A 16,900-nucleotide genomic window follows, 5' to 3' on the forward strand; every position below is an offset into this window, starting at 1 on the left:
GACAATACAACGACAATACTCCCAAAAGGATCGTCACTGAATGAATGATGTAAATTTTTTCTTCTGATTTCACGTCCTGTCCCATTCGGGACATCCGTCCATGAATTTACCGGGTGAAAGACCCGGCTTTTTTTAACTTCACAGCCACGGTCAGTCCGTATCCTGCTTCTCCGGCTTGCGTTTTCTTTTCGCTTTTGCCCCGGAATCAGGTGTGGCAGTCGTTTTATTCTCACCCTGCAGTTTCTGGAGTTTGTTTGCGATTTCGGGATTCGGAGTATAACCGTACATCTGGTCTTTGTCGATAAAGTCAGGCCAGGCGCTTTTCCAGTCGTCATATTCCTCGTCCAGAAGATTGCCTTCGTCGTAAACCTTGCGGACATGCTCCCATAAGGCGAGACTTTCCCGAAACTGCAGACGTTTTAACTTTTCAGAGGAGGTGAGAGCTTTCTTTACACCAGCATCTGCGTCCTGATCGAGAACAAGGCACAGTCGGCCGTCTATCTCCTTAGGGATGAGGCCGTAGCAGCGCTCGATATCAAACAGGACATGAATGGCTCCGGTCGGATCGGTGGGATCCGGATCCAGGAGACTGAAAACATCAATGTGAAGAGTATCAGCAATCTGTGTCAGGGTCTGCTTGTCCGGATACCGGTTGCCAAGCTCATAGTTTCGGATGGTTGATTCATTTAAGCCACATGCATCACCGAGCTCCTTCTGCGTCAGTCCGCGATACTTCCGGTAGAGACGGATCTTACTGCCGATGGAGTGGATGAACAGGGAATCCTTGTCAGGCATATCTTCCTTCTTTCGTACATGATTGTCTGGTCCTTTGTTCGTCAGCAGCCTTCCGGAGCTTCGGAACTACAGTAAGTATATCAAAAACAGTGCAGAAATGAAATGTTTTTTGCCTGGATGTATTGACAGTTCAAAAATGAACTGTTAGGATGAGGATATGAAACAGTTCATAAATGAACTGCTAACAACAAAAACATACGTACAGGAGGATAAGAAATGAACGGCAGCAGATTTATGAAAGCAGCAGATATTCAGGAGATTCTCGGTGTTTCAGACAGCATGGCATACAAGATCATCCGCCAGTTGAATGACGAGATGATTGCCAAGGGGTATCACACGGTAAGAGGTAGAATCAGCCGTAAGTATTTTGAGGAAGTATTTTACGGCTGTTCTGCAAAAGAGGACTAATCCATGGCAGTGATCAAAAACGAAAAGACCGGAAAATGGGAAGTCCGAACTTATTACGAGGACTGGACCGGCGAGCGTAAACAGAAGACAAAGCGGGGCTTTGAGAAGAAGCAGGACGCGGTGGAATGGGAGCGGGCATTCAAGCTTCAGAAGCATTATGACATGTCCATGACATTCTCCGATTTCGTTGAGGTTTACAGCAATGACATGAAACCGCGCCTCCGTCTCAATACGTGGAACAGCAAGGAGCACATCATCCGGACAAAGATCCTTCCTTATTTTAAAAATAAGAAAATGTCGGAGATAACGCCGTCGGATATTGTGAACTGGCAGAACGAGCTTCTCAGCTACCGGAATTCCTTTGGAGAAGGTTATTCCAAGACGTATCTGAAGACGATTCACAACCAGCTGAGCGCCATCCTGAATCATGCCGTGAATCTGTACGGGCTGCGGTTTAATGCAGCCCGCAGGGCCGGCAACATGGGAAAGGAAGAAACCGGCGAAATGCGTTTCTGGACACAGGAAGAATATGAAACCTTTGTTGAGAAGGTGGCGGACAAGGAAGAGACGTATATGGCGTTTGAAATTCTGTACTGGTGCGGCGTCCGTCTCGGTGAACTGCTGGCTCTTACGCCGGAGGATTTCGACCTGGAGAAAAATTCGCTCCGCATCAATAAATCTCTTCAGCGGATTCACGGCGAGGATGTCATCACAGATCCAAAGACGCCGAAAAGCAGACGTGTCATCATTATGCCTGAATTTCTGACACTCGAAGTGAAGGAGTATCTGAGCCATTTGTATAAGGTCGGTCCGACGGACCGGATCTTCTGCATCAGCAAGAGCTTTCTGCATCATGAGATGGATCGTGGAGTGAAGCTCAGCGGCGTGAAACGGATTCGGATTCATGATCTCCGGCACAGCCATGTGTCGCTGCTGATCAATATGGGATTCTCCGCGCTTGCCATCGGGAATCGGGTAGGCCATGAGGCAGTGGATATTACCTATCGGTATGCGCATTTATTCCCATCAATACAGACGGAAATGGCGTCCGAGCTGAACAAGGAAAGAGAGGCAATCCTGAATGTCGCAAAAGAACAAAGATGATCACAACCGCCTCCGGTCTAGGACCATTGCCTTTCGCATGTCGCCGGAGGAAGAAGCGGAGCTGAACGACAGAGTAAAACTTTTGGGATATCGGACAAAGCAGGATTATCTGATCTATGCAGTTCTTCATAACGAGGTAAATGCAGTCGGTAATGCGCAGATGCTGGTACAGTTCCGGAAGGATCTCAGGGAAATTCTGACCGAGCTTAAGCGGCTGGATTCTGCTTCGGAGATGGAGGAGGAGCTGATGACGCCGGTACGGACCATGCTGGAAATCCTGAGAGCATTTCAGGAACAGCCGAAGAAGCAAGGAAAACAGCCGGTAATGCAGGAGACGCAATACAACAAGATGATGCACCTGCAAAAACTGGAAAGGCTTATGGCAGAAAGGAAGAAGCAGTATGAGTAAGATCATTGCCATTGCGAATCAGAAAGGTGGCGTCGGAAAGACTACTACAGTCGTAAACCTGGGCGCCGGTCTTGCCGGAGCAGGAAAAAAGGTTCTGATGGTGGATCTGGATCCACAGGCATCTCTGACCATCAGCATGGGATTCCGTGAGCCGGATAAACTGGATGGAACAATCACTGATATTTTCATGAGAACCGTGAATGACGAAGTGATTCCGGAAGGATATGCTATTCATTCTATCGCGGAGCGTCTGGATCTGATTCCCTCCAGCATTGATCTTTCCGCGACAGAAGTGTCTCTGGTCAATGAGATGAGCCGCGAGCTGGTGCTGCGCTCTTACATGGAGCGGATCTCCGGCAGTTACGACTATATTCTGATCGACTGTATGCCGTCGCTTGGAATGCTCACGGTAAGTGCACTGGCCTGTGCCGGAAGTGTTCTGATCCCGGTACAGCCGGTGTATCTGCCGGTTCGCGGCCTGCAGCAGCTGATCCGGACGATCTATACGGTAAAGCGGCGCCTCAACAGTGCGCTTTCTATTGAAGGAATTTTGTTCACGATGGTGGACAGGAGAACCCTGTATGCAAAGGAAATCGTGGAAGAGGTGAATCAGGCTTACGGAGGCACAATTCCGATTTTCCAGATGGTGATTCCGATGTCTGTTAAGGCTTCGGAAACAAGTCAGGCAGCAAAAAACATCTATGATTATGATCCGCAGGGCAAGGCGGCAAAGGCATACAGAGAATTAACGGAGGAGGTTCTGGAGAATGACAGCGAAGAGAGAAAAGGTGCATTTTGAGTCGGTTGAGGAACTGCTGGGAGCGCCGGTTGCAAAGGACGCGACTTCAGAAATCCGCATTGATCAGATTTTTCCGTTTGAGAATCATCCATTTAAGGTTCTGGATGATGACAGGATGCAGGAACTGGTGGAGAGCATACGTCAGCACGGCGTGCTCGTGCCGGTGCTGGTTCGTCCGGATGATGAGGGAACCTATGAGATGATCTCCGGGCATCGGAGAATGCATGCGGCGAAGCTTGCAGGCCTGCGACGATCCCGGCGATCATCAAACCGATGACGGATGATGAAGCAACCATCGCAATGGTGGACGCGAACATGCAGAGGGAGGAAATACTGCCGAGTGAGAGAGCTTTCTCACTCAAGATGAAGATGGATGCCATGAGGAGACAGGGGGCGCGGACAGACCTCGCAATGCGGAGAAAAGCGGAAGTCGCAAGTCAGAATAATGTGTCTGACTCTGGAACTTGTGGCACTGAATGCCACAAGTTAAACACCTCGTCAAACTTTGATAGAAAAGCCAGAGAGGAAGTTGGAGAATCCATGGGGTTAAAGGGAAGACAGGTTTAGAATTATATCCGCCTCACTGAACTGGATTCCCGTCTCCTTGATCTCGTCGATCAGAAGCGGGTAGCCATCGCCCTTGCTGTGGAGATCTCATATCTCGACAGGCAGATACAGAGTTGGATCTATGAGTATGTGAAGGATAACGGATTCCTGAAGAAGGAACAGGTCATGGCAGTTCGCGCGGTTGATCACCCGGAACAACTGACACAGTTCACATTGATTCAGCTGATGAATGATGCGCTCCCGAAGCCGAAGGATACAGGGCGTGTGACATTCTCTGGCGCAAAGCTCAATAAATATTTCCCGCCGCACTTCACAGGCCAGCAGAGAGAAGAGGTCATTCTGAAGCTCCTGCAGGAATGGAGTGCAGGAAATCGCCAGGATTAAGAAGGAGGGCGGAATGCAGTTTTCTTATATCGCAGGCAGTGAAGCGGAACAGTATGAGTTTGTTCGGATTCCGAAGACTCTGATCAGCAGCGACTATTTCGCGGATCTGTCTAATCCGTCGAGGATTTTGTACGGGCTTCTATTCGACCGGATGAGCGCCTCTCCGAAAAATCGCTGGCTGGATTCGGAGGGGGCATGTATATGTCGTGTATCCGGTGCCGGAGCTTACGGAAGATCTTCATTTGTCAGAGAGGAAAGTCAAGAGCTGCCTTTTGGAACTGGAGAAAGTCGGATTGATTGAGCGGAGAAAGCAGGGCCGGGGATTTCCGAATCGCATTTATGTCCGGAATTTCCTTCCGGCGAGTAATCATGAAGTGTAAATTGTGCACTTCTGGAGAGGGGGATCGCTATGGATGAGAAGCCGATCCTGAAATATTTCACCGGCGGCGAAGCGGATCAGTTCACGTTCTACCGTATTCCCAAGCAGCTGTTTACCAACCGATATTTCCGGAATCTGTCCACGGATGCCAAGGTGTTATATGGTCTGATGCTGGACCGAATCAGCCTATCCGTCAAAAATCACTGGATAGATGAGCAGAACCGGGTTTATATCTATTTTTCCGTTGAAGATACGATGGAATATCTGAACTGCAGGAAGAACAAGGCGGTGCAGCTGCTCTCCGAGCTGGACAGTGAGAAGGGGATTGGCCTGATTGAGAAGCGGCGGCAGGGTCAGGGAAAACCTACCGTGATTTATGTAAAGAACTTCTTTATCCCGACGGATGCCGGAAAAGTGCAGAAAAAGTCGTCGGAGGAGCTGCCGGAACCTGCCTCAGAAGTTGGAAAAACAAACTTCAAGAAGTCCGAAAAACAAACTTCTGGAAGTTTGAAAAATAAACCTCTAGAGGTTGGAAAAACCAACCCTAATAAGAATAATAAGAGTAATACTGAAATGAATCAGACGGAGAGGGAGCTTATCTCATCTGATCTTATTGTATCTCTGGCGGAGGGGAAGGCAGACAATATCCGGACAACACAGTTGGGGAATAATGGCTGTCAGAGCGGAGCGGTTACAGGAGCAGCGAATCCGATGAGGGAGATCCGAAATAGAATCGATTATGAAGCCCTTCTGCAGGAATACCCGTTTCAGGACGAAATGATTGATGGGATCTGTGAGCTGATGCTTGAGATTGAAGCATCGCAGTCAGAGAGCATCGTGATTGCCAGCAGCCGCCTGCCGGTTGAACTTGTCCGGGAGCGGTTTCGGAAACTGCGGTATGACCACATTCACTACGTGATGGACTGCATACTGGCAAATACAACCAAGGTCCGCAACATCCGTAAATACATGCTTGCGGCCTTGTTCAATGCACCGGCGACGATAGACGGTTATTATCAGGCAGAAGTGAATCATGACATGCCGGAGCTGGCAAGGCGCTGAAGAAAAAGTGAGAGCCGTAAGTAAGCCGGAACGGTAATTCTGTATTATTGCTGGAATATTTCAGAACTACGTGATAAGTGCTTGCTATTTATGCAGAGCATAAATATAATGAAATTAGATAAATATGCAATGCATAAATACATAGGGGTAATCATCATGGACAAGGATGAAAACAACAATCTGGAGAATAAGAATTCGGGGGATGAAATCCGCCGGATTCGCGAGAGTACAGGGATGAATCGAAAGGAATTCGCGGAATATTTCGGCATACCTTATCCGACGATCACGGATTGGGAACTGGGACACCGCAAAATGCCGGATTATCTTCTCCGGCTGATCGCCTATAAAGTGGAGATGGAGAAACTGATCAAAAAATAGTCTTGCAAGGAGGATCTGTCATGATGGCCGTGCTCGGAGTCATACTCTACCTGATCTATCTGGCTGTCTGTATCGCGTTGGCGGTCATGGGACTAACGCTGGCGTATATGCCGTATGTGCTTGGCGGCATCGCCAGCCTGATTATTTACAGCCAGAATCCGGGAATTCAGACGTGGATTCCCGGGCATCCGTGGATGTGTTTTATTGTGCTTCTGGCACTCGTCGAGGCGGGGATTGCTGTCCTGATGCACATAAAGCATGTTTCCCGTGCAGTCATTACGTTTTTCTGCTGTGTTTTTATGGGCGCGATCGGAGCGGTCGTCTTTGAAGGACTGACTCCGGATTCCATGGGGTATTGCCTTTTTGTCTCGGTCGTGTACCTTCTGCTTTCGGTATTCGCAGTACGGGTCAATCTGCGAAATCTACCAGAAGAGCGCGGAAGCAGAGGAATCCTTGCGGGCATTCTCTCGGGTGCGCTGTACGGCCTGTCTGCAGTAAGTCTTTTCGGATTCCTGGCGGAAGGTATCTGGAAACCGTATTTTGTCGGACTTGGACGCAGTGCCGACAGAATCGAATGGATCATTAATGCAGCGTGTGTTGTCGGGGCAGTGCTGATCTTACTGGCAGTGGTTTTGTTTAGGCGGAAAACTGGGAATCTGCAGGATATGTCGTATTCATAAATCGGACAGGCTGAAGCTGCCGATTGCTTTATTGGGGAGAAAGGTTTATGAGTGACCAGATCAGGATAGATGATGAATATAAACGCTGGATACAGCAGATCAGCAGCGACTTTAGGAAAAGCCAGATAAAGGCTGCGTCAACAGTAAACTCTGAGATGCTGAAGTTTTACTGGAGACTTGGAGAAGGTATTGAGCAGGAAAAGCAGAAATACAGCTGGGGATCAAAGCTGTATGAGCAGATCAGCAAGGACTTAAAGGCAGCTTTGCCAGGCATGCATTCCTTCTCACCACGGAACCTGCGGTACATGAACCACTATTATCGGCTGTTTTCTTCCCCTGAAATTTCGCAACAAGCTGTTGCAGTTTCTGAAGGAACTGAAATTCTGCAACAAGCTGTTGCACAATTATCACCGATATTCTGTATACCGTGGGGACATATCGTGAATATTTTGGATAAATGTAGAGATGATCCGGAAAAAGCATTGTTTTACGCAGAGAAGACCATGGAAAACAACTGGTCCCGGGCTGTTCTCCTGAATTTCCTTGATACGGATCTTTATGAGCGGCAGGGAAAGGCTATCACAAATTTTGATAAGCGGCTGCCGGATGCGGAGAGCGACCTTGCCCAGCAGATGACGAAGGATCCCTACAATTTTGACTTCCTGACGCTACGGGAACGATACGATGAAAAAGAGCTGAAAGATGCCTTGATGGACAATGTTCAGCGTTTCCTTCTCGAATTGGGAACCGGGTTTGCATTCGTCGGGAGGGAGTACAGACTGAATGTCGGCAAGACAGAACAGTTCATCGATGAACTGTTTTATAACATTGCGTTGCACTGCTATGTGGTCATAGAAGTCAAGACCAGAGCCTTTGAACCGGGAGACATGGGGCAGCTCGGCACCTATGTTGCGGCTGTAGACGGCATTCTGAAAAGAGACGGGGATACACCGACGATCGGGCTCCTGATCTGCAAGACCAAAGATGCGGTACTTGCCAGATATGCATTGAACAGTGTAAATGTTCCCATCGGGATCTCAGAATATGAATTATCCAAATTCATCCCGGAGAATTTCAAGCAGTCCATGCCGACCATTGAGGAAATCGAACAGGAGTTGAATTAAGCGGATAGTGAGTACCAACTGAGTACCGGATGAGTACCGACTGAGTATTTCCAGACGATTTTCCGGGTGATATTCTTATACTGGACAATCGGAGAGGGAACCGAAGATCCCAAACCGGAGTCTTTCTTTTGCAGAAGAAAACAGCATATTTATTACCAGAGCGTCAGCTCGTGACAGAAGCGTCACGGGTCTGGCGCTTTTCTTATGCCTGAAAAACGGAAGTATCCGGCAGGCGCTAAAGAGAGGAGCCTATGACAAAAGAATTTGAAGATTTTGCAGACCGAGTGACAGATGAGCTGATCGATCGCCTGCAGGAGAACGGGTATGGTCACATTACAGTCGGTGTGAGAAGCGTAGAAACGGCCGGCGGCAGTTATGAGGCGGTGAACGTGAAGCTGAACGGCACTGAAATGGCGGTCAGCGCGAACCTTTCAAAGGCGTATGAGACATATCTTTCGGGAATGTCGATTGATGAGATCGCGGAAAATTTGACACATCAGATCAGTCACGCGCTTGCTCAGATGTCCAGGATGGATGTGAGTTTCATTACCGATTATGAAAATGTAAAGGACAGGCTGATTGTAGATCTTGTCTCTGGAAATCAGAGCAGAAATCGTCTTCATGATGTCCCGCACGGGAATATCGCCGACATGGCCCTTGTGTGCAAGGTGATGGCAGATCCGGACGACATTTCGAAAGGCACGATCCTGATCAATAATTCCCTGCTACAGCAGTATGGCATAACACCAGAACAGCTGCAGCGTGATGCTCTGGAAAATGCAGCCAGGATCCGTCCGGCAGCCATCGCACCAATGTCTGAGGTCCTGCGTCAGGAACCTCTGGGTGCCGATGAGTTCCTGTTTATCGCTTCCTCTCCTGATGCAATTCACGGAGCAGGAGTAATTGCGTATCCCGGATTCCTTGATCAGGCAGCACAGCAGCTCGGAGGAGATTTTTTTGTTCTTCCATCGAGCATACACGAGGTGATTCTTGCAAAAGACAATGGATTTCTTCACGCGGAGGAACTCACTGATCTTGTACAGGCTGTCAATCAGACTGAAGTGGCTCCGGAGGAGAGGCTCAGTGATACAGCTTATCACTTTGATAGTCGGGAACATGTCTTTGAGAAGGCAGAACAATTTGCGGCAAGGAAGAAAAGGGACAGAGGAAAAGGGTCACTTCTTGGAAATCTCGCGAAGAAATCACAGCGCGTTTCCGAGGAAAAAGCAAACAGGATGGAGCGTGCTTCAACATCAAAAGTGAAGGGAGGCAAGGAAATCTGATGTGCAAAGCTTATAACTCACAAAAGATCGGGACCGGCAAGATGGATTCCATACCGCCGGCATTTCCCACCAAGACTGCAATGCCTCGAAACTGCCTGCATCCATGCTGCTATGGAAGGGGACGCGATTATTGCTTTCCCTGCTATAAAAAACTGAAAGGTAAAAATGAAAAAGCAACTGGCAAATGACAGTGTCCGGACGGAAGAGCCGGAACAGAACAGCTTTACGCAAATTCCTTTGTCATTGTACGAAGCGCAGCCATACCGGGAGATAACGCCATTGTCGAGACAGCTATATGGACTTCTCCGTTATCGGACCTGCCTCGCTGAAAAGTATGGGTGGGAAGACGAAAAGGGCAGGAGATACATTTATTGCACAATCCGGCAGATCTCGGAAGAACTGGGGTGCTCGGTCAGAACGGCAGGAAAGCTTATAACAGAGCTGCAGGAGAAGGGTTTTCTTGAGAAGGAACGGCAAGGGCAGGGAAAGCCAAAAAGAGACAACCTCGCGGATACAACTGATCCACAGGCGTCTCTTCTCCCTACTTGATGTTCTTACAGTAATCAGACTATTTCTTGTTGTTCTCCCGGATGTGCAGAAGAGAATCATTCGCCAAATTCAATCCCGTCCTTCTCTTTACGGCCCTCTACGTCCTTCTCTTCTTCTTTAAACTGATCACGGAATTCTCTCGGGGACTGTCCGCACAGCTTATGAAAAAGCCTGCTGAAGTACAGCGGATTATCATAGCCAACGACAGAGGCAATTTCCTGCACGCTGTACGCAGTCGTCTCCAAAAGGATCTGCGCATTAGAGATTCTAAGGGAAAGAATATATTGATTTGGTGTATGCCCCGTATATCGTTTGAAACTTCGAATGAACCAGCTGATGCTCATTCCTCTTGCAGCCGCATACTCTTCTATGCTGATCTGCTTCCTGTAGTTCTCGTGAAAATAAGCAACGGCATGTACCATTTCTTCAGACAGGAACGGATTCTTTGGTGTAACATGCTCTCCGTCCAGTCTGTGAATCATGATAAAGATTTCCCGCAGGTACATTACAAGAAGTTCTTCGTTATCCGTCCGGTTTCCTTTTCGCTCCTCGATCATCCTCTGAAACAGATTCTTATACTCAACGGACGTACCCGTATAGATTACATGCTCATGATCCTTAAATCCGTACTTTCGAAGGATATTCGTCACGTCATTTCCAGTGAAGTGAACCCAGTAAACTTCAGTCCGGTCAACACCGTAATAATAATACCGTTGTTCTTCTCTCGGACGGTACAGCACCATATTACCTGCGTTGACGATCTGTCGTTTCCCATTGAAATAGAAATAAGCTCTGCCATGCGCCACATACAGCAGCTGAAAGTCGAGCCTTCCTCTCGGTCTATACGTCGGAAGCCGCGGCCGACTGATCAAACGGAACATCCCGCAGCTGCCAACAAACAGCGGATGTTTTCTGTCCTTAAAGTCTATCCGGTTATTCTTATAGTAGGCGTTATCGACAATGAGATCTTTTTCCTCAGGCATAACGACTTTCCCCTTGATGATACATTATTCACACTCCCAGAAGCCTTCTGCTGTCGCACCGACCCCGGCTTTTCAGATATTGTATCATTTTGTGCATGTTTCATCTATTTTTCTTTATATGAATTTCTCATTAACACCGATAAACTACAGATAAACAGAAATAAATGACAGCAATGGATGAACATCATATGAATTCTGTTCCGAGTCAAGAAAATGCATGACATGGTAATGTCATGAAATAGATTGAAACCTCATGTGATACAGAAAGGAGATTCCCAATGGTTGTAAAGAACAATTTTGAAAATCTCGATGTTCTCCACGAGAACACAATGCCTGACCGCGCATATTATGTCCCAGCCTCCGAAATGATACCAGATCCGGTTGAACACCGAGAGGAGTCAGACCGACTGCAGTTTCTGAACGGAGACTGGGCATTCCGCTACTACGACAGTATTCGTGAGATGGAAGACCGCTTCTGGCTCCCGGATTTTGATTCATCGGCCTTCGGAAAAATCCATGTTCCTGGGATGTGGCAGACACAGGGTTTTGACCAGCATCAATACGTCAACATTCGCTATCCTTTCCCGGTTGATCCACCTTACGTTCCTATCGACAATCCCTGCGGAGCATATCTCACTTCTTTTGAGTATCATAAGGATCCGGAGGTACCACGCTGTTTTCTGGAATTTGAAGGTGTTGCCTCCTGCTTCTACGTATGGCTGAATGGACGTTATGTCGGTTACAGTCAGGTTTCCCATGCCCTCTCTGAGTTTGAAGTAAGTGATTTTCTTCAGGAAGGTGAGAACACCCTAGCCGTTCTGGTTCTAAAATGGTGCGACGGAAGCTATCTGGAAGACCAGGATATGTTCCGCATGAACGGAATCTTCCGTGACGTTTATCTCATGAATCGTCCTGCGAACTTCATCTTCGATTACTTTATTCAAACTCAGATCAAAGGAGATTCTGCTGTTGTTTCAATTCATACAGAATGTGCAGATGATCCACTCCCAGTCTCAGCTGATCTCTTCGACCCGGAAGGGAACAAGATTGTCTCTGTTTCTTTTACCGATGAAACCCTTATTACGCTTGATCATCCTGAATTATGGGACAGCGAACACCCCGCGCTTTATTCCCTGGTGCTGTCTACCCCTGGAGAGGTCATTGAAGAAACCATCGGTATCCGCGAAGTAAATGTGGATGGAAATGTCCTTCTCCTCAACGGAAAGCAGCTCAAATTCCGCGGTGTCAATCACCATGATTCGGATCCTGTAAATGGCTATGTTCAGACCGTGGCCACTATGAAAAAGGATCTTTCTCTAATGAAGCAGCACAATATCAATGCTATCAGGACCAGCCATTACCCCGCACCGCCTATGTTTCTGCAGATGTGCGACCGTTATGGCTTCATGGTTATTGATGAAGCCGATAATGAAAGTCACGGTCCTTGGATGCTGTATTACCAGAAAGATACCGATGAAGAACGGGCCGCCCGATGGAACGAAATGATCTCAGATAATCCCGCTTTCAATGAAGCTACGCTGGATCGGATAAAGAAGATGGTTGAGCGGGATAAGAACCGTCCTTCCGTCCTTGTCTGGTCCATGGGTAATGAATGTGGGTACGGATGCACGTTTGAACGAGCCCTTGCATGGACCAAAGACAAGGATCCCGGAAGACTCACGCATTATGAGAGCGCATATTACCGCGGGAAAGAAAGAAAATATGACTATTCGAACATTGATCTTTACAGCCGGATGTATCCTGCCTTCGATCAGGTGACAGAGTACTGTGAATCCAATCCTGATAAGCCATTCCTCATGTGTGAATATTGTCATTCCATGGGCAATGGTGCCGGCGACTATGAAGACTATTTCCGCCTGATCGATCAGTACGACTGCATGTGTGGAGGCTTCGTCTGGGAATGGTGCGATCATGCAATCGATGAAGGTGTAACAGTTGAAGGCAAGAAGATTTACACCTACGGTGGAGATCATGGTGAACTTCTCCATGATGGCAACTTCTGCGTTGATGGTATGGTTTACCCCGACAGAAGACCTCATACAGCACTTCTCGAATACAAAAACGTCTGCCGTCCTGCCCGCGTTATCCTCTGGGATGAAAAGATCGGCCTGCTGGTGAAGAATGAGCTTCATGACACAGACCTTTCCGATTATCTTGATATCTACTGGGAAATCAGATGCGACGGAATGCTCACAGACAGCGGAAGAATTCCGGAAGAAGAAATGCCATCCATTCTTCCAGGCGAAGACAAATGGATTCCTTTCTCAGTCAATGCTCCAGAAAAAGGCAAAACGTGGCTAAAGATTATTTATCGTCTTAAAAGAGCAGACTCTTTCCGGAATGAAGGCTTTCTTCTCGGATTTGATGAGGTTCCCCTGGTAACCACGGACTCCCGAAATCAGATTGTCCGGCATTTGAAGAAGAGGATTTCTGCCGTGTCAGGATCTGCTCATACTCCTCTCCGCCTTACAGCAACAGAAGATGAGATTCAGATCGAAGGGAAGCATTTTTCCTATACTTTTAACCGTTTGACCGGTCTCTTCTCTCACATGACAATGGATGACAACGATCTTATTGCCCAGCCAATGGAACTCAATATCTGGAGAGCCCCCACTGACAATGATATGTACATCCGGAAGGAATGGGAAAAGGCAATGTTCAACCACACATTGATCAGAGCCTACGAAACCTCCTGGGCATTCGCCGAGAATAAAGCCAACATTGAAATCACTGCACATATCGGACTGATTGCTCCTTCCGTGCAGAAGATTCTGGACATCCGGGAGACCTGGAAGATTGGTCCCGACGGGACACTGAACCTTGACATGCAGGTTTACAAGAACCGGGAATTTCCCGATCTTCCCCGCTTTGGTCTGCGGCTTTTCCTGCCAGAACAGATGCAGGACGTCAGCTATCTTGGCCTTGGTCCCACGGAAAGTTATATCGACAAGCATCAGGCATGCTGGCACGCCATGTTCACAGATAAGGTTTCCTCTATGCATGAAGACTATATTAAGCCACAGGAAAATGGCAGCCACACGAACTGCGATTTCCTGAGCATCACAGATGGTGTTCTCTCTCTGACCGCCATCAGCCCTGCACCATTCTCCTTCAATGCATCACCTTACACACAGGAGGAGCTGACCGCCAAAGCACACAACTGGGAACTGAAGCCGAGTGGATACACTGTCCTGAATATCGACTACCGCCAAGATGGAATCGGATCCAATAGCTGCGGTCCAAGGCCGAAGAAAGAATATCTTTTTGACAGTGACAGCTTTACCTTTTCCCTGACTCTTGTTCCAGAAAACAAATCGTAAGATCTCAGAATCTGCATTACTGCTCCGCCACGGCGCCGGCAGAGCACTAATGATAAAAGGAAATATCGGCATCTCTGTCAGACATAACAGATTTTCAAGAAGTAGCTGCACATTTCCGCAAGAATGCGGGAAGAAAGGGGAACCACAATGGAAGAAAAGAAATACCTGAAATGGTACAACAAGATCGGTTATGGATCGGGAGATATTGCCGGCAATGTCGTATATGCCCTGCTGTCTGCCTTTGTCATGATCTTCCTGACCGATACGGCCGGCTTAAGTTCAGGAGTTGTCGGGACACTGATTGCGGTATCAAAAGTATTCGACGGAGCCAGTGATCTGCTGTTCGGTGCATTGATCGACAAAACGCATACAAAGATGGGTAAAGCACGTCCCTGGATGTTCTATGGATACTTCGGATGCGCCGTCTGCCTGGTCGCCATCTTCAGTATTCCGGCGGATATGTCGGATTTTTCAAAGTATGCATGGTTCTTTATCACCTACACTGTGCTGAATGCAGGTTTCTATACCGCCAACAACATCGCTTACTCTGCACTGACAGCATTGATTACCAAGAACAATCATGAGCGCGTCCAGATGGGATCAATCCGTTTCATGTTTGCTTTTGGCACCAGTATGCTGATTCAGACGATCACGGTGGCATGGGTCAATTCTCTGGGAGGAGACGCCGCTGCCTGGAGGACAGTTGCGATCATCTACGCGATAATCGGTGTTATCAGCAATACCATCTCTGTTTTCTCAGTGAAAGAGCTTTCGCCCGAAGAACTGGCAGAGGATTCCACTGCCCAATCCGAAGACTATGAGCCTCCGGTAATGGATACAGAGAGTGAAGAAGCTATACCGATCGCAAATAATCAGAATGAAAAGTATTCCTTCAAGGAAGTTTTCAAGATCCTGATCCACAATAAATATTTTATTATGATCTGCGGCGCTTATCTTCTTATGCAGATCTATTCTGCAACATTGAACATGGGAATCTATTACATGACCTATGTGCTGCACAACGCAAACCTTCTCGGGGTATTCTCCTGGGCGATCAACATACCGATGATCCTCGGCCTGCTGTTTACTCCCATGTTGGTCACAAGGTTCAAGGGGATGTACCGGCTAAACAAATACGGATACATACTGGGCACTCTGGGAAGACTTGGTGTCCTTGTTGCTGGTTATCTCGGCAGTGTCCCACTGATGCTCGTTTTCACAGCCCTGGCCGCGGTTAGTATGAGTCCGCTTCAAGGTGACATGAACGCTCTGATTGCCACCTGCTCTGAATATACATACCTCAAAGATGGAAAGCGTGTAGAAGGAACCATGTATTCCTGCACGTCCTTTGGAACAAAGGTTGGCGGTGGTATTGGTGTTGCGCTTTCCGGATGGCTCCTGGAACTCTCCGGATACATCAAGGGTGGTGTTGCCACACAGCCTGCCAGCACAATTCAGATGCTCGGCATCATGTATCTCTGGCTCCCGCTGATCTTCAACTTCCTGGTTCTTCTCATTCTCGCAAGGCTCGATGTAGAGAAGACTGTTGAAAAGATGAAAGCTGAAAAGGCAGCCACAATCTAATGCAAAGATCCCACCAGAGGGAAATTCGTTTTCCTGCTGGTGGGATCTGTCTTACTCATAGCTCAGGCCATGACCGGATTTTTCTTTTCTTCCTTTTCCTGCCGAATCAACTCGCCAACCCTTTTGAGGCTGACACCTGTCATCTCAGATATTTCTTCTTTCCCATATTTCCCAGCTTTAATCATACGTAAGGCAGTAGCTTCAAAGAGAGACCACACAACACGAAATAGAGATGCGTATTTACTGGAATCAGTGGGGATAGTTCACACTCTGAGATTGCAAGAGCAAGTTAAGAGCAAGTTAAAGCACCCACCAGAAAACGTTGAAAATACAGGGCTTCCGCCATCTTTTAGGTGAAAAATGATTGAGCTCAGCAAGTTAAAAGTGTCATGGGGAGCAGTTCACCGTTTCACCGAACGCTTTTTACCACGCCCCGGATTGGAAGATATCGTGATATGCAAGTGGTAGCAAGAGGTGAAATTTGCGAGTAGGCCATTGTTGTCTTTTATATTGACGATATTTTTTTGACACAGAGGCGGAGACCGTTTGCGAAATCGCTTGCAATGGACGACAATCCACGGCATAATGATATTGTCACTCGTGACAATAAAATGACATTCAAATCATCCGTAAATTCATGAATCAGAAAAGAACAGTTCAGAAGTGAACTGTTTCGCACGCTGATATAGGATCTATGGACCTCTAACCCCTTTTCAATCGAAGAGCTCGAATAAATATTGAAAGTCCGGAATCCGGTATAAACACTGGGCTTCCGGACTTTTTCTATGCCTCGTGAGTACATTTTTCAAAAAAAGATTCGGCGTTTACCGACCACCCTTTTTGCCTGAAAACGGAACCACCTATTTACCTCCGTCTGTGAAGGTGAATAATTCCTCGACAGTAACGTCAAATACTCTTGCGATATCCATTGCCAGCTTTAATGAGGGATTATATTTACCGTTTTCCAGATGAACAATTGTCTCCCTCCGGGCACCAACTTTCTCCGCAAGATCCGCCTGCGTTAATCCTGCTTTTTCACGGAATTCTTTTATTTTTGTAACAAGTGCCACC

At 47.6% G+C, this 16,900-nt stretch carries 20 protein-coding genes; 16 read left to right on the forward strand and 4 right to left on the reverse strand.

Annotated elements, in window-relative coordinates:
* Nucleotides 1–150 precede the first annotated feature (150 nt).
* Complete coding sequence (locus tag G4C92_RS11025; protein ID WP_274939895.1) at nt 151–795, reverse strand: helix-turn-helix domain-containing protein; 645 nt, start codon at nt 793–795, stop codon at nt 151–153.
* A gap of 216 nt (nt 796–1,011) precedes the next feature.
* Here G4C92_RS11025 and G4C92_RS11030 point away from each other — a divergent pair, with 216 nt between their 5' ends.
* From G4C92_RS11030 to G4C92_RS11080, 14 genes are all read left to right on the forward strand, one after another.
* A complete protein-coding gene (locus G4C92_RS11030; protein ID WP_274939896.1) occupies nt 1,012–1,203 on the forward strand; it encodes a DNA-binding protein in 192 nt (63 codons plus the stop codon).
* Nucleotides 1,204–1,206: 3 nt separating this feature from the next.
* Nucleotides 1,207–2,307, forward strand: a complete 1,101-nt coding sequence (locus G4C92_RS11035; RefSeq protein ID WP_274939897.1) for a site-specific integrase — start codon at nt 1,207–1,209, stop codon at nt 2,305–2,307.
* 37 nt (nt 2,308–2,344) lie between these two features.
* Nucleotides 2,345–2,716, forward strand: a complete 372-nt coding sequence (locus G4C92_RS11040; protein WP_408611775.1) for a hypothetical protein — start codon at nt 2,345–2,347, stop codon at nt 2,714–2,716.
* On the forward strand, nt 2,709–3,515 hold the full coding sequence (locus tag G4C92_RS11045; RefSeq protein WP_274939899.1) for a ParA family protein: 807 nt from the start codon (nt 2,709–2,711) through the stop codon (nt 3,513–3,515). Before G4C92_RS11040 ends, G4C92_RS11045 begins: the two co-directional genes overlap by 8 nt.
* On the forward strand, nt 3,484–3,792 hold the full coding sequence (locus tag G4C92_RS14955) for a ParB/RepB/Spo0J family partition protein (protein ID WP_330654701.1): 309 nt from the start codon (nt 3,484–3,486) through the stop codon (nt 3,790–3,792). Before G4C92_RS11045 ends, G4C92_RS14955 begins: the two co-directional genes overlap by 32 nt.
* On the forward strand, nt 3,789–4,082 hold the full coding sequence (locus G4C92_RS14960; RefSeq protein WP_330654702.1) for a hypothetical protein: 294 nt from the start codon (nt 3,789–3,791) through the stop codon (nt 4,080–4,082). The genes G4C92_RS14955 and G4C92_RS14960 overlap by 4 nt, the downstream gene beginning before the upstream one ends.
* 78 nt (nt 4,083–4,160) lie before the next feature.
* Complete coding sequence (locus tag G4C92_RS14965; protein WP_330654703.1) at nt 4,161–4,466, forward strand: hypothetical protein; 306 nt, start codon at nt 4,161–4,163, stop codon at nt 4,464–4,466.
* Between the two features lie 13 nt (nt 4,467–4,479).
* Nucleotides 4,480–4,767, forward strand: coding sequence for a replication initiator protein A (locus G4C92_RS15210; RefSeq protein WP_408611741.1), 288 nt, complete (start codon nt 4,480–4,482; stop codon nt 4,765–4,767).
* 108 nt (nt 4,768–4,875) lie between these two features.
* Nucleotides 4,876–5,907 (forward strand): DUF6017 domain-containing protein, encoded by a 1,032-nt coding sequence (locus G4C92_RS11055; RefSeq protein WP_274939900.1) that lies wholly within the window; start codon nt 4,876–4,878, stop codon nt 5,905–5,907.
* 156 nt (nt 5,908–6,063) lie between these two features.
* Nucleotides 6,064–6,285, forward strand: coding sequence for a helix-turn-helix domain-containing protein (locus G4C92_RS11060; protein WP_274939901.1), 222 nt, complete (start codon nt 6,064–6,066; stop codon nt 6,283–6,285).
* A gap of 20 nt (nt 6,286–6,305) precedes the next feature.
* Nucleotides 6,306–6,965: a hypothetical protein gene (locus G4C92_RS11065; protein WP_274939902.1), complete on the forward strand. Its 660-nt coding sequence runs from the start codon at nt 6,306–6,308 to the stop codon at nt 6,963–6,965.
* Nucleotides 6,966–7,012: 47 nt separating this feature from the next.
* Entirely contained in the window at nt 7,013–8,089 is a 1,077-nt protein-coding gene (locus G4C92_RS11070; protein ID WP_274939903.1) for a PDDEXK nuclease domain-containing protein, read from the forward strand.
* Nucleotides 8,090–8,340: 251 nt separating this feature from the next.
* Nucleotides 8,341–9,372 (forward strand): DUF5688 family protein, encoded by a 1,032-nt coding sequence (locus G4C92_RS11075; protein WP_274939904.1) that lies wholly within the window; start codon nt 8,341–8,343, stop codon nt 9,370–9,372.
* 165 nt (nt 9,373–9,537) lie between these two features.
* Entirely contained in the window at nt 9,538–9,921 is a 384-nt protein-coding gene (locus tag G4C92_RS11080) for a replication initiator protein A (protein ID WP_274939905.1), read from the forward strand.
* A 56-nt stretch (nt 9,922–9,977) separates the two neighbouring features.
* Here G4C92_RS11080 and G4C92_RS11085 read toward each other — a convergent pair whose 3' ends face one another.
* Nucleotides 9,978–10,904, reverse strand: a complete 927-nt coding sequence (locus G4C92_RS11085; protein ID WP_274939906.1) for an AraC family transcriptional regulator — start codon at nt 10,902–10,904, stop codon at nt 9,978–9,980.
* Between the two features lie 278 nt (nt 10,905–11,182).
* Between G4C92_RS11085 and G4C92_RS11090 the strand changes: the two genes are divergently transcribed.
* Nucleotides 11,183–14,245, forward strand: coding sequence for a glycoside hydrolase family 2 TIM barrel-domain containing protein (locus tag G4C92_RS11090; protein WP_274939907.1), 3,063 nt, complete (start codon nt 11,183–11,185; stop codon nt 14,243–14,245).
* Between the two features lie 147 nt (nt 14,246–14,392).
* Nucleotides 14,393–15,829 (forward strand): MFS transporter, encoded by a 1,437-nt coding sequence (locus G4C92_RS11095; protein WP_274939908.1) that lies wholly within the window; start codon nt 14,393–14,395, stop codon nt 15,827–15,829.
* Nucleotides 15,830–15,891: 62 nt separating this feature from the next.
* Here G4C92_RS11095 and G4C92_RS11100 read toward each other — a convergent pair whose 3' ends face one another.
* Both G4C92_RS11100 and G4C92_RS11105 read right to left on the reverse strand, forming a co-directional pair.
* Nucleotides 15,892–16,014 (reverse strand): hypothetical protein, encoded by a 123-nt coding sequence (locus G4C92_RS11100; RefSeq protein ID WP_274939909.1) that lies wholly within the window; start codon nt 16,012–16,014, stop codon nt 15,892–15,894.
* Nucleotides 16,015–16,689: 675 nt separating this feature from the next.
* Entirely contained in the window at nt 16,690–16,899 is a 210-nt protein-coding gene (locus G4C92_RS11105) for a helix-turn-helix transcriptional regulator (protein WP_274939910.1), read from the reverse strand.
* Between the last annotated feature and the right edge of the window lies 1 nt (nt 16,900).

Origin of the sequence: Chordicoccus furentiruminis (assembly GCF_019355395.1) — a bacterium.
In the GTDB taxonomy this organism is placed as follows: Bacteria; Bacillota; Clostridia; order Lachnospirales; family Lachnospiraceae; genus Chordicoccus; species Chordicoccus furentiruminis.